6 protein-coding genes and 1 pseudogene are annotated in these 14,551 nt (G+C 51.3%); all 7 read left to right on the plus strand.

Annotated elements, in window-relative coordinates; all coding sequences use genetic code 11:
- The first annotated feature begins 9 nt into the window (after positions 1-9).
- The 7 genes and pseudogenes from P5G61_RS03090 (at position 10) to P5G61_RS03120 (ending at position 14,430) form a co-directional block, all read left to right on the plus strand.
- On the plus strand, positions 10-1,047 hold the full coding sequence (locus tag P5G61_RS03090) for a response regulator transcription factor (protein WP_301244400.1): 1,038 nt from the start codon (positions 10-12) through the stop codon (positions 1,045-1,047).
- Positions 1,047-2,882: a cache domain-containing sensor histidine kinase gene (locus tag P5G61_RS03095; protein ID WP_301245205.1), complete on the plus strand. Its 1,836-nt coding sequence runs from the start codon at positions 1,047-1,049 to the stop codon at positions 2,880-2,882. The genes P5G61_RS03090 and P5G61_RS03095 overlap by 1 nt, the downstream gene beginning before the upstream one ends.
- Before the next feature lie 30 nt (positions 2,883-2,912).
- Positions 2,913-3,680 (plus strand): SDR family NAD(P)-dependent oxidoreductase, encoded by a 768-nt coding sequence (locus P5G61_RS03100; protein ID WP_301244402.1) that lies wholly within the window; start codon positions 2,913-2,915, stop codon positions 3,678-3,680.
- A gap of 34 nt (positions 3,681-3,714) precedes the next feature.
- Positions 3,715-6,080, plus strand: a pseudogene (locus P5G61_RS03105) (heparinase II/III domain-containing protein).
- Between the two features lie 142 nt (positions 6,081-6,222).
- Complete coding sequence (locus P5G61_RS03110; protein ID WP_301244404.1) at positions 6,223-7,773, plus strand: extracellular solute-binding protein; 1,551 nt, start codon at positions 6,223-6,225, stop codon at positions 7,771-7,773.
- Between the two features lie 58 nt (positions 7,774-7,831).
- Entirely contained in the window at positions 7,832-12,253 is a 4,422-nt protein-coding gene (locus P5G61_RS03115; RefSeq protein ID WP_301244406.1) for an alpha/beta hydrolase fold domain-containing protein, read from the plus strand.
- Between the two features lie 152 nt (positions 12,254-12,405).
- Positions 12,406-14,430 carry a CotH kinase family protein gene (locus P5G61_RS03120; RefSeq protein WP_301244408.1) on the plus strand — a complete coding sequence of 675 codons (2,025 nt, stop codon included), beginning with the start codon at positions 12,406-12,408 and terminating at the stop codon, positions 14,428-14,430.
- Positions 14,431-14,551: the final 121 nt, after the last annotated feature.

The raw sequence follows: 14,551 nt of genomic DNA on the forward strand, positions 1-14,551 counted from the left end.
GGAATGGCGATGTTCAGAATCTTGATTGCGGACGATGAGCCGATGATTCGGATGGGTCTGGCGAAGATGATCAAGCAAGCGGGACTGTTCGACTGTGAGATTCGGCAGGCAGCACATGGGGAAGAGGCCCTTCAGGTGGTGGAGGCCTTTCGGCCACACATCCTGTTTACGGATATCCGCATGCCAACGATGGATGGTATTGAGCTGTGTCGACGTTTATCCGAGCAAGGCAGTACGATGCGCATTATTGTGGTCTCCGGTTATTCGGACTTTGAATATGCAAGAGCCTGTATGGATTATGGGGTAAAGCGATATCTGCTGAAGCCTGTGGGACGACAGGAACTCTATGAGCTGTTACTCAAATTGCTGGCATCGGTAGAGGATAAACCTACAGTTTCCCTTGTACCTGTGCGGGAGATGAATAATTGGGCGATGCGCCTGGAAGAGGCCATATGGGAGTTACGGCAGTCCGATGTGACAGAGCTGCTCGCAGCATGGTCAGGTCGTTATCCGGCATATTCCTTGATGCCTGAGCAGACAGCGGAGCTTTTTCAGGAATTGCTCGAATTGATTGTGGCCCGAATGAATGCACGTGGCAACGGAACGATGAGTACGTCCTGCGAGATTAATGTAAGCGCTTCCTCTAAAGAGTGCTTTGAGACTCTAGGCAACGAAATTCACAGATTAATGAAGACGATCAAGGAAAAGCGCAGCGGTAAGCGCAAGCATCCGGTAGAAGAAGCGAAAGCCTATCTGGAGAAGCATTTGAGCCGTGAAGTATCGCTGGATGAGATTGCAGCCAAGCTGGGGCTTAACCCATCCTACTTCAGCCAGCTGTTCAAACAGACGACAGGTCAGACCTTTATCCAATACCGGATACGCAGCAAAATGGAACTGGCCAAGCGCATGCTGGAACAGCCGGGTAACCGGATTACGGATATTTCCTACGAAGTGGGATATGCGGATCATCCCCATTTTACGAAGACGTTCAAGAAGATTACCGGACTGACACCGTCCGAGTACCGCAGCAAGTTGGGCATTGAGTGATGAAGCGCAGCCTGTCGATCCGCCTGTTCTTTCATTTTGCGATCGTGATTACACTTTCTCTGTCCGCCATCGGCTTGTTTACCTATACCTATGCCTCAACCGAAATGAACGACCAGCTTGCGGACAACATCGCCCAAACGATGCGCAATACGGCGTACCAGACCGACCTGTATTTGCAAAATTATGATCGGGCCACGTACTCCATTCTGGCGAGTGGAAGTGTTAAGCAATTTCTGGACATGAATCCGGAGGATAGTTATGCCTATTACGAATACAGCCGTCAGATTAAAACGAACGTGTTCCCGCCTGTTTTTATGTTATATCCGCAGATCAAGTTTCTGTATGTTATCGGGGAAAACGGGCGTGTTGTCATTGATGACAACCAGAATTCAGCCGGTATACCGGATATGGACGCGGCTCTTCAATATAAGGAGCTACTGGCCGCAACGCCTGCAAACGGTGAATCCACATTGCTTACACGCAGTATTCGCAGCGAGCAGAGTGCCAATGTCATTACGATTGCGCGCCGGATCAGAGGAGTGTCATCCTATACCCCCAACGGTGTACTGGCGATGGAAGTAAATGTGCTGGAGCTTGACAAAATATGGGGAGAACTCGATCTCGGCCAGGGCGGATATCAGTATGTGATAGATCAGAATGGAACGGTTATCTATACTCCCGGTGAGGCAGAGGCGCAGACAGCGATGCCATCCAGCAGCGTAAACAGACTTATGCAAATGGAGGCGGGCTCGCTTGAACTGAACACGGATGGCACCAAACGGCTGTTCATTTCGGAGCTTTCCAATTATTCTGGCTGGCGTTTTGTTGCTTCCGTGCCTCTGGAGGAGCTTCAACGACCGATTGCAACCATTCGCTCAACCACATTGTGGGTTGGTGCAGGAACACTGCTGGCTGCACTAGTCGTGGCCTACCGGATCGGAGCTTCTCAAGTGGAACCGATTCGTGTGCTGATGAACGGAATGAGACAGACCGAGAAGGGAATCTGGAACAAGGTGGAGATGAAGGAAAGGCGCGATGAAATCGGCGTGTTGATCCGTAGTTATAATCTGATGGTCAGCCGCTTGTCGGACATGATTGAGAGTGTATACGAGTCGGAGCTGCGCCGTCAAAAATCGGAAATCGAGCTTCAGCAGGAGGCGCTGGAACGGCACCGTGCGGAATTTCAGGCACTTCAGTTGCAGATCAATCCGCATTTCCTCTACAACACCCTGGAGACGATCAAATGTTACGCCGTTGTACAGGATTCGGAAGAAATTACACAGATGGTGGAATCAATGGCCCATATGCTCCGTTATTCCATTCAGACGAACTTGGAGGAAATCACGGTTGCGAATGAACTGAAACATGTGCTGGCCTACCTTTCCATCATGAAGCATCGCATGGATCGGGAGCTCGAAGTGGAGGTCATCATTAGACCGGATCTGTTGTTGGAGAAAATGGTTCGTCTCACCCTTCAGCCACTGGTGGAAAATGTGTTACAACACGCGTTTCCGCGAGGCATGGAGCCCGGTCACTTTATCCGAATCGACGCTCGGCGTCTTGAAGATCGCTTTCTTGTCATCGTCCAAGATAACGGTATGGGCATGGGCGAGGAACGTCTGGAGAAGCTGCGTCGACGTCTGGAATTGAACCGCCTGGCAGGCGAAGATTCTGATGATGTGTACCATCGCGGGGGCATTGGGCTCATGAATGTTCATCGCCGGATTCAGCTTGTTTTTGGAGAAACGTATGGCTTGATGATTGAGAGTGAGCAAGGTTTGGGAACGACCATTACGATGGCGCTTCCGGCGGATCAGCATAGCAAGCGGATTTAATTGAACCTATAACAGGGAGGACGATAGAAAATGAATATTAACTTGCAGAACAAAATTGCGCTGGTCACAGGCTCTAGCGGAGGGATTGGGGCTGCTATTGCCGGGGCATTGGCTCGCTGCGGGGCAAAGGTGGCTGTGAATGGCTTACATAATATGGATCGGGCTGAGGAGGTTGTGGCTGCAATTCGGGATGCTGGCGGTGAAGCAGCAGCATTTCAGGCAGATGTGACGAATGCGAATGCGATTGAATCGATGGTTGGGGATATTACGCTCCGTTTCGGCGGTCCGATTGACCTGTTAGTGAATAATGCGGGACATCTGGTGGAGCGGAGCCCCATTGAAACGATGAGCGAGGAGCTTTACAGCCGAATTATGGATGTGAATCTGAAGAGCGCTGTATTTGTCTCCAAAGCGGTCATTCCAGGCATGAAGGCAGCTGGAGGCGGTCGAATAATCAATTTGACTTCGGTAGCGGCTCATAATGGTGGCGGTCCGGGTGCAGCAATTTACGCAGCCTCCAAGGCAGCAGTCATTGCGTTAACTAAAGGGCTTGCCAAAGAGCTGGCTCCTGGCGGGATTACGGTTAACGCCCTCTCACCGGGCTTCATCGGGCAAACGGCGTTCCATGCAACGTTCACCTCGGAGGAAGGCCGATCTTCTGCGATAAGCAGCATTCCCCTTGGACGGGAAGGCAATCCAGAGGATGTGGCAGGTGCGGCATTGTACCTGTGTTCGGAGCTGGGTTCTTTTATAACGGGAGAAACGCTTGAAATCAATGGCGGAATGTATATGCGTTGATGCTACACCATTGCGATAAGGAGGGGACGATACGATGGAAGTGAAGCGGAAACTTGCAGAAAGACCGTTATACCAACCAATCAGCGGGCCGTTCCATGTGGACTATTCGCCTGATGAACAGACTGTTCTGGCAGAGAATCCGCCGAGGTTTACCTGGATGGCGGCACAGCAGGAGGATGAGAATGCCTATGTGTTACAGGTGTCAGTGGGGCCATCTTTTCAGGACAAAGAGACGATGACCTTTGCACCGCTTCCATATAATTTTTTTACGCCGGACCGGGTGTTTGAACCGGGGGATTATTATTGGCGATATGCGCTGCTTGTAGATCATCGAGTTCAGCAAGGAAGCGAAGCCGAAACGGATGCCGTGCAGGAGAAACAGCAGGAAATGTCGGCATGGAGTGAGGTGCGGAGGTTCACCGTGCCAGAGGGGTTACCCGAGACACCACTTACTTCCCGGGCACAGCGTTACCTTTCCACGGACACGTCTCACCCCCGGCTGTGGCTCGGAGAGAGTGGGCTGCAGGCACTCGCAGATGGTATTGCGTCCGATTCCACATATTGCGGCTGGGATGTATTTATGGCAAATTCCGTTGAGCCGTGGGCAAACCGCGAGCCGATCCGTGAACCGCTGCCTTACCCGGATAACAAACGCGTCGCTCCATTATGGCGTCAAATGTACATTGACTGTCAGGAAGTATTATATGCGATTCGCCATCTGAGCATCGCTGGCCGGGTGCTTCGTGACGAACGGCTGCTGGAAGCGGCGAAAACATGGCTGCTGCACGTGGCCGCTTGGGATACGGCGGGAACAACTTCACGCGATTATAATGACGAGGCAGCCTTTCGGGTTGCCGCCGCACTCGCTTGGGGCTATGACTGGCTGCATGATGAGCTGAACAGCGAAGAGCGACATGCGGTGAGGCGCAGTTTGCTGCGGCGGACAGAGCAGGTGGCCCAGCATGTGATGGTTCGCTCGAAGATCCATCATGTGCCTTACGACAGCCATGCAGTGCGTTCATTATCCTCTGTGCTTGTACCCTGCTGTATGGCGTTGTTGCATGAGGAGCAGCAGGCTGCAGCGTGGCTGGATTATGCAGTCGATTATTACGCCTGCCTATACTCGCCGTGGGGAGGCAGCGATGGCGGCTGGGCGGAGGGCCCGATGTACTGGACGACCGGAATGGCTTATGTTACCGAAGCGATGAATTTGTTGCGAAACTATGCTGGGATCGACTTTTTCCGTCGGCCGTTTTTCGAGCGCACCGGGGATTTTCCGCTCTATGTATATCCACCCGATGCCCGCCGTGCCAGCTTTGGCGATCAGTCTACGCTTGGTGACCCGGTAAACTTGAAAACAGGATATCTTGTCCGCCAATTGGCAGGTGTTACAGGCAATCGTTGGTACCAGTGGTACTTTGAACGTGTACGCCAATCCGATCCGGGGACAGAGGGAGCTTTTTATAACTACGGTTGGTGGGACTTTAACTTTGACGATCTGGTATACCGCCACGATTACCCGCAGGTGGAGGAAGAGGCCCCTGTAGACATCGAACCGCTCAAGTGGTTCCGGGATGTGGGGTGGGTAGCCATGCATCACCGGATGGATAATCCGGATGAGCATATGATGCTGCTGCTCAAGTCGAGCCGATATGGCTCCATTAGCCATAGTCATGCGGATCAGAACAGCTTCACATTGCATGCGTTTGGTGAGCCACTTGCGGCGGATACTGGCTACTATATCGCACACGGCAGCTCCTTTCACAGGGAATGGCGCAGACAGACGCGCTCCAAAAACAACCTGCTGATTGGTGGAGCAGGACAGTACGCCGAGAATAACAAGGTGCTGAACATGGCCGCAACTGGACAGATCGAAGAAGCCTATTGGCGGGACGGTGATGGTTATGTGCGTGCGGTAGCGACCGATGCGTATGCCAGCACGGTACCGCATGTGAAGCGTGTGGTGCGGGAAATTCATTTTCTGCAATCATCGTACTTCGTTATTGTGGACCACATTGATCTGGAGAAGCCGGACCGTGTCCAATGGCTGTTCCATGCACTGCACCCGCTACAGCTGAAAGGGCAGAGCTTCCGTCTCAACGGGAATAAAGGTTAGAGGGTACATTCGTCTATGCCTCCTCCGGTGAGCTGTCGCTCAGTCAGACGGATCAATTCGCAGGCGTGGACCCGGCAGAGTATGAAGGGCTGGAAAAGCATTATCATCTAAGCGCGGAAACGCGGCCCGCTTCAAGCCATAGAATAGTAACGCTGCTTGTGCCGTACAAGATCGAGGAGCCGAAGTACGTTCCCTATTTCATCGATGACCAGGATCATGGCATCCATCTCTATTTTACCGACAACGGTGTAACGAAGAAGATCGAGGTATCCAAGACGTACTAAGGAGTGCTGACCTAAAGAAAACGCAATCTCATCTAAAACATCTCCATTGTTGCAGACGGTGGGGATGTTTTAACATCTAATTTGAAAGCGCTTCACCAACGAGTGGTACCTAAATCTAAATCAGGATGAAAAGAGGGGTAGCATGAAAAAGTGGATGGTCTCAGGCATGGCGCTATTGCTGGTGGCAGCTGTCATGACAGGGTGTAACAAGGGGAGCGGAGCGGCATCCGGTGAGAGCGGGGGAGACGGCAAAACGAAGTTCTCCATGTCACTGCGTACGTTGGCGTATACGTATGTGGAGAAGTCGCCGGACATTAACAAGGATAAATGGGTCAAGAAGCTGGAGGATCTGACCAATACCGATCTGAAAATCGTCCTGGTGCCTCATAAGGAATATGAGCAGAAGATGGTCCAGATGTTTGCCACCAACGATATTCCTGATGTGGTTCAGGGTGACGGCGGGGTCAACGGTAAAGAGATGGCCGGATCGGTCGAAGCCGGAGTATTTCAGCCGCTGGATGAACTGCTGCAGCAGTACGGGCAAGATTTGCTCAAAGCCGTGCCGAAAGAAGCCTGGGACCAGGTAACCCATGACGGCCATATCTATGCCATCCCCGAATATTTATCCAATCCATCTCGTCGGGCAACCTGGATTCGCAAGGATTTGCTGGATCAAACGGGGCTACCGGTGCCTACTACGGTCGAGGAGACTATGGACGTTTTACGTGCCTTTAAGAAGCTTGGCGTGGAGAATCCATATATGGGGCGTGAAGATTTCAAGTATGCAGATACCTTTTTCGGTGCTTATGACGTGCAGCAATTCCTGTCCATGATGGAGCAGCAGGGCGATCAGATTGTACCAAAGTTCATGGATAACGAAAATATGCAGCAAGCCCTGACCGTCTACAAGACCATGTACGAGGAAGGGTTGATCAACAAAGAGTTCGCGACCATCAATTCAACGGTATTCAAAAATACGATCCTCTCTGGCAAGGCGGGCATGTGGTCCATGAACGCCAACGAACTTATTCAATGGGAGAAGCAGATTAAAGCGTCGGTTCCCGATGCCAAAATTGAGATTATCCCTTCGCCTGTCGGTCCGGACGGTAAAGGAGGGTACTATCTGTACGGTCCGGTGACACGGGCTTACTTTATTAACAAAGATGCGGCTGACCCGGCTTCCATTATCCGTTTCTTTAACTGGATGGTGTCCGATGAAGCGGAGAAATTTTTCACGTACGGCACGGAGGGAGAGACCTATACAGAGGATAATGGCGTGATTTCATACACGGCCCCGACGGACTCTGCTGGCGTGGACGAGGAGCGTTACCGTCAGTCGTTCTTATGGTTCGTACAGGACACGACGTACAATAAAGGCTCGTTATCACTGACAGAGGAAGGCAGAAAGCTGATGAATATTTACGATACCATTTTAGCTAAGGAAGGCCGGGATGGCATTAACTTTGATCCGCGTTTGGAGGCTTTTGTACAGAATCCCGATATTGCTCCCAACTCGGATACCCCTCCTCAGGTATTGCTCACACACATGATCAAAATGGTTTATGGGAAGGAGCCGATCTCCGACTGGCCGAAAGTGGTTGAGGAATGGAAATCCAAAGGCGGCGATCGTGCGATTGAGGAAGCCACGCAGAAATTCAAGGACGGTGAAGGCGTATCTTTGCCGCGTCGCTAGAATTGTGCGAGATAAGCAACGACTACAATTAGCATAGGATGTCCTGCTCACCGTGCAGATGAAACACGTCAACGAGAAGCAGCAGCTCCGGAGAACGGACAGATCGCAAGGGCATAATGTCAGAAGAATTGACTACCGTGCGGAGGGGATACAAGTGAATGACTTGTTCAAAACGTGGAAAAAGCGCGTTGTACTTGTTGCCATGTCTGTGATTCTCATTAGCGGCACCATCGTTCCCGTACATGAAGTCCGGGCAATGGATGACGGCGTTTCTCATTCTATTTTAAATGCTGCGCAGGAGGGGAATATCCCGGATCCAGAGGGCCCGGAGCTGGAGATTTACGCGGAAAATTTTGATGACCCGGACAATTTTGGCTCTACAGGTGGAATTGCATTGAGAGCTCCCTGGTTGCAGGAAGGGGCAGGTGGAAGCAAGGCCAAAACGTCTTCTTCCACCACTGCTCCGTCGCTGCCCAACATGATCAAGATGGACGGAACCGATGCGCTTGCGCTGCCGCTAAACCTGACCGGATACGGAAACATCCGGTTGAGCTACTACACGCGTGCTTCTTCCTATATAAGTGGGAGCGTTATTATCGAATGGTCGAAGGACGGCGGCGCATCCTGGACGACGCTGGAGACGTTCGAACTTCCCCCAGGTACTCCAGATGTGAAGAACAAGGAAGGTAATACGCTAAAAAGCTGGACGCTGGGTTCGGAAGCGAACAATAACAGCACGGTGAAAATTCGTTTTCGGACAGGAGATACCATGCAGGCCAACATGTATATCGACAATGTTGCCATTTACGGTCAGGCTATTCCCGGTATAACGCCTGCCCCATCCCCCGTGCCGCCTGGAGAGGAAAATACTGAGTTTACGCCACCACAGGGAGTGACTTTATACGAAGATGTGGAGATTGGCACGGCTGGTGGGCGGGCGATGTATTCATCCATTGCTGTTCCCGAGACAGCGGCAGCTGAACCGATGCCAGTCATGGTCTATATCCATGGAGGTGGATGGAACCACGGGGATCGGAAGCAGGCATTAAACTCCATATGCAATTATGTACTCAAACGCGGTTACATCGGTGTATCTCTGGACTACCGGCTGACGCCTGAGGCGCCTTTCCCTGCCCAGATTCAGGATGTGAAGCTCGCTATCCGATACTTGCGTGCCCATGCAGCCCAGTACAATCTGGACCCGAGTCGGATCGGTGTCTGGGGATCATCGGCGGGAGGCCATCTGGCTGCATTGCTTGGCACAACAGGGGACATGGTAGCTGGTGATACCGTAGTGCTGGATACAGGAGCGACGGTGGAGGTACCTGATCTCGAAGGTTCTGGCGGATGGGCTGAGTATTCTGACAAAGTGCAGGCGGTCGCCGACTGGTACGGACCTGCTGATTTTACGACGACCTTTGCCAATAACTATAGCTCGGTCACGGCCCTGCTTGGCGGGCATCGTGCATTCGATGTACCGGAACAGGCCAGACTTGCCATGCCGGGCACGTATGCTTCACCGGATGATCCACCGTTCTGGATTCGGCACGGCGATGCTGACGCCACTATTCCCTATACCGACAGTGTTACTTTTGCGGGACAGCTTCAATCTGCGGGTGTACCGATGGTGGATATGAAGATCGTACCCGGTCAGGGCCATGGATTTACAGGAACGGCATCCGAGACTGCTAATGCAGAGGCGTGGGCCTTCCTGGATGAACATGTGAAGAACCGGGTCGTTACCGAGCCAATCATATTTAAAAACAATCGAGAAGACACTTCACCTGGAGATGAAGAAGGTGAAGAAGAACGACCGTTGATTGAGAAGGTCATCGCCAGTAAGCTGCCAAGCGATGATGCGGCGATTGACAGCGGCAAGCCTGACCTGAATTTTAATCAGGCAACGGGCTCCAGCACCGGATTGCTCAGCATTTCCTCCACTTCGTCGACCAAGAAATATGTGTATTTCAAGTTTGACATGACCGGAAATGAGCCTGAGGCAGATCGGTATCGATTGCGGATTGCCGCGAAGAAAGGCACGTCGAATACGGATACGGAATTGTCTGTGTTCGGTTTGGATGCAACGGACTGGAGCGAATCATTACTAACTTGGTCGAATGCGCCAGTCCAAAGTCTCAGCGAAAGTTCGCTGCTTGGCACATTCCAGGTCACGGCAGATCGGAATGGAAGCCCGGCAGTCTACGAAGTCGATGTAACCGATTATGTGAAGAGTCGCCAAGAGGCGGGACAGGTGGCATTTCTGCTCGGGGATGCCGGATCAACAGGCGTTTCTGTGAACGTGTACACCAAGGAAGCGAATGGAACGAGCAATCCGCGTCCCCAGTTATCCGTCATCTCTTTAATCGAAGATGGAAGCGACACACACGCGCCAGAGTGGGGGCCGGGCGCCGCGCTGGAGGTTCGTAACTGGGGAACGGAGTTTGCCGAACTGAGATGGCCTGCTGCCAGCGATGATACGGATGTATCTGCTTACCGAATCTATCGGGATGGAGTTCTGCTGGCCGAACAAGGCAAGAAGTCATTCCGGGACAGCGGACTTGCAGCCGGAACATCGTACACGTTTCAAGTGAAGGCCATTGACGAGGCGGGCAACGTCAGCAGTGCTTTATCAACCGACCTGACCACCCTTGTCGTTCCCGTATCCCCCCTGCCTGTTGCTTCCGTCTCGGCAAGCGGCAGCGACGGCAACCTGGCTACCAATACGATCGACAATAACAGCTATACACGCTGGTCTGTTGCCGGAGAGGGACAATGGATCACATTGGATCTGGGGCAGGCGCAGCAAGTCGGCTATGTTGGTGTTGGCTTTTACAAAGGGGATGTAAGGAAGACTTTCTTTGAAATCGAAACGTCTGTTGACGGTGAACTGTGGACGCAGGTGTTCAACGGAGAAAGCAGCGGGGATACGACAGAAATGCAAGCTTTTGATATCCCGGACACTTCTGCACGTTATGTACGAATCACCGGGCACGGCAATTCCGATTCAAGTATTTATACGAGTCTGACCGATGTGCATCTGTATGCCCCCTTTGCAGGGGGAGGCACGCCTGTTGCCCTGATTCCATACATGGAACCGCAACCACCTGAGGGGACGGTGCCATTTGTCGCTCCAGGTCTAACGGAGACAGATGGAACACCACATGCGGTTCATTCCCCACATGCCGTAACCGGACGTACCATTGATGTACGGGATTACGGAATAGATCTGGCTGACAATACGAGCGATGACCGCCCCGCTATACAGGCTGCCATTAATGAGGCGAACGTCGGAGATGAAGTTTTTTTGCCTGATGGCGTGTACAATTTGTTATCCGGGCCAGATGCAACCACCAACCTGATGCTCAAATCCGGGGTGAACCTGAGAGGTGAGAGCAAAGAAGGAACCGTGCTTAAGACTTCACTGGATCAGGTGACGGGAAGTGCCGTCCTGAAAGCATCGGCTCAGCATAGCATTCTTGTATCCAACATGACCCTAACTTCATCTTGGTCCGGCAGCTACACAACCGATCACAAATCCAATAATCCCTCCGCAGGGGGACCGGATAGTGTGATCCACATCGCCAACTATGGCGAGGCTCCATCGTATAACATTACGATTGACGATGTGATTGTAGAGAAATTCAAACGGATGGCGATCCGCATTGAACACAGCAGAGATGTCGTTGTGAAGCATGCAACATTCCGCAATGCAACCGATCTGGGCCCTGGCGGTTCAGGCTACGGAATTTCCATTCAGGGAACGGCCAAGACTGATCGGCTCGGTTTTGAGAATGATACGTTATGGAATGTGGTGGAGGACAGCAACTTTGAGGGTCCTTATCTCAGACATGGAGCGTTGATCCAGTTTGTCGCCCACAACAACGTGCTGCGTGGCAATACGTTTAACGGAACGAAGCTGGATGCTATCGATCTTCATGGTGAACTGGAGTATTTCAATGAAATCTCCGGCAATGTGATTACGGATGTGCTGACAGGTGCAGGGATTGGACTGGGCAATACAGGGGGTTCAGCACCCAGCAACCACAGCAAGTCGGGCAAAGGAAACTACATTCATGACAACACGATCACGAACAGCCAAATCGGCATTTCGGTAACCATGGGCACCCCTGATACAGTAATCGAGGATAATCTCATCAAGAATACAACCACGATTGCAGATGCGGCAGGAATCAAAGTGCTGAACGGACCGGGTACGGTAATACGCGGCAATGTGATCCAGAACAATACTTCCAGCGGTTACTGGGCCGTGCGGCTTGAGCGTGACAAAGGCGATGCCGGAGCAGGCAATATTGGCGAAGGGGATCCCGAGAACGTGTGGATTGAAAATAACCGAATTGAGGGTAACACGAACGGAATCGGTCTTTTTGCCGGCATAGGCATTCGATTGAAATCCAACCTGCTCAGCAATTTGAATGAGGATTATTACAAAGCAGCAGGTGTGACAGTTACCGAGTTATAAATGATCAGAGCAAGTAGCCCAGCAGGAGTTCGGACCTGATGGGCTGCTTTTTGTTGTGAATCATTTATTTAAGATTCATTAAAGGTTTGTCCTCTACGATGGTTTCATAAGCCTAAGTTGCTTAACAGAAATCAAGAAGGAGGATTCAATCATTGAATAGTTTACTACGTAAAGTTGCAGTAACGGCTTTGTCCGTGACGATGGTAACATCATCTTTTGCCTTGGTAGGAAGCCCGAACGCTGCATTTGCCGCAGAAGATACGAGCACCAGCACAGGTGTCACGCAAGCCTATGAATCGTTGTTCCAGACGGACAACGTTATTGATGTGAATGTTACGATTGATGATGCAGACTGGAAGAGTATGCTCGAAAGCCCGCTGGATAAGGATTATAAGAAGGTCAGTGTGGAAGTGGACGGCAACAAGCTGGATAACGTTGGTTTCTCCACCAAGGGCAATCTGACTTTGAAATCCGTAGCTTCAATGGAAGATTCGGACCGTTACAGCTTCAGACTGAAATTCGATAAATACGACAAAACACAAACCCTGCTCGGTTTGGACAAAATGGTCCTGAACAACAACTACGCCGATCCATCGTACATGCGTGAAGTTCTTCATTATGAAGCACTGCGCAGCATTGGCATGGATGTACCGATGACGAACTACGTTAACTTGTATGTAAACGGCGAACTGGTTGGTTTCTATACCGGGGTCGAAGCGGTAGATGACAGCTATCTGGAACGCAATTACGGTGAAGATTATGAGGACGGTGTCCTCTACGATACGGATGAGAAGAGTTACCTGCAATATTCAGAAGGCAGTGACTACAGCACCATCACGGAAGATTTGGGTACGGACGAGAACAAAACCAAACTCAAAAACTTTATCAAAACGCTGAATGACATGCCCGAAGGTGAGAAAGGCGATATTGAGAGCGTACTGGACGTCGATTCGGCGCTGAAATATATCGCGGGCAATATGGTCTTTGGTAACTATGACAGCTATAGCGGCGACAAAGGGCATAACTACATGCTGTATGGAGATGCCGATGGCAAGTTCACCGTTGTACCTTGGGACTTTAACATGTCCTTTAATGGATATTCCGGTGGAGGCGGACGTGGAACAACGACAACCGGATCGACCACGACCAACACCAACGCAACGAATGTATCCGTGGACGAGCCTGTACTGGGCATTAGCATGGAAAATGTACCGATGATCAACAACTTGCTAGAAGTGCCTGAGTATAAGGAAAAATACATGAGCTACGTCAACGAGTTGACGGATTATCTGGAAGGCATCCAAGACCGCATCACAGGTCTGGCTGACATCATTCGTCCTTATGTAGAAGCAGATCCAACGAAATTCTACACAACGGAGCAGTTTGAATCCAACATTGCATATTCTGCCAACGCTGATACAACAGGCGGTATGGGTGGCATGGGTGGCACACCACCGGAAGGATTCGAAGGTATGACTCCGCCAGAGGGTATGGAAGGTATGACACCTCCGGAAGGTTTTGATGGCATGACACCTCCAGATGGTACGACACCGCCGGATGGAACAACGGGAACAGGAACAACGGGAACAGGAACAACGGGAACAGGAACAACGGACAGCACAGGCAATACCCAGACACGTCCTGGCGGTAACTTTGGCGGAGGCGGAGGTATGGGCTCCATGGCAGCAGGATCGCTGACGACGTTTGCCCTGAACCGACTTGCCAATCTGCAAGAGCAACTTGGACGTGAAGTAACGCCTTTGCCTGAGACTTCGGAAGATACAGGCACGACAGGCACGGATAATGGAACAGGAACGACGGACAAAACGATTACCGTAACCCTGGATGGCAAATCGATTACGTTCCCCGATCAAGCTCCGCTAGAGCAAAGTGGCCGAGTGATGGTACCTGTGAACGCTATCCTTGAAGCTTTGGGTGCAGAAGTGACATGGGACAAAACAGCGAAAACCGTAACTGCCGTTCTCAATGACCAGACACTGGTGCTCCAGATCGGAAGCAGCACAGCAACGGTAAATGGTGAAACGCTCGAAATTGATGCCCCAGCCATTATCAAGAACAGTCGCACGCTTGTACCGGTACGCTTCATCTCTGAAGGATTGGGACTGACCGTGGATTGGGATCAAACGGCTGCACAAGTGAGCCTTACTTCCAAATAATCAGGATTGAATAAAAGGGACTCGATGAGCACATCGAGTTCCTTTTATGTTCGCCTCAAAGTTATAATCAACAACCAATGAACTGAAAGAAATAAAATTTTTGAATATGATTATTGATCAA

The organism is Paenibacillus vandeheii (genome assembly GCF_030433635.1).
Classification (GTDB): domain Bacteria; phylum Bacillota; class Bacilli; order Paenibacillales; family Paenibacillaceae; genus Paenibacillus; species Paenibacillus vandeheii.